1 protein-coding gene is annotated in these 428 nt (G+C 65.9%); it reads right to left on the bottom strand.

The features are described 5' to 3' along the window. The coding region (locus AC1DCP_RS26500) for a SulP family inorganic anion transporter (RefSeq protein ID WP_476774885.1) at positions 1–428 on the bottom strand (428 nt) is incomplete at both ends.

The raw sequence follows: 428 nt of genomic DNA, 5'->3' as shown, positions 1-428 counted from the left end.
CGCTTGAGCAGCAGGATCACGACCAGGCTGGCCGCCCCCACCGCGAAGCTGTAGCCGTTGGTCTGGCCATCGGCAATCGCCCGGCCCAGCTCCCACAACTCGCGCAACGGCCCGGCATCCTCGATCTGGATGGCGAACAGTTTCGGCAGTTGGCTGACCAGCACGGTCAGCGCAATGCCATTCATATAGCCGTAGCGGATCGGCTTCGACAGCAGCTCGGTGATGAACCCAAGGCGCAGCAGCCCCAGCACGATGCAAAACAGGCCGGAAACGATGGCCATCTGGCTGGCTGTGGCGATGGCGCGCGCCGGATCGCCGGCGGAAGCGGTAATGACGACGGCCAGAATCGGCGCCGCCAGCGCGGAATCCGGCCCCAGCACCAGAATTCGGCTCGGGCCGAACAGCGCGTAGGCCAGCAAGGGGACGAT

Source organism: Agrobacterium sp. 10T429, assembly GCF_056393925.1.
Note: the sequence above shows the minus strand (reverse complement) of the source record. Positions and strands in the feature narration are given on the sequence as shown.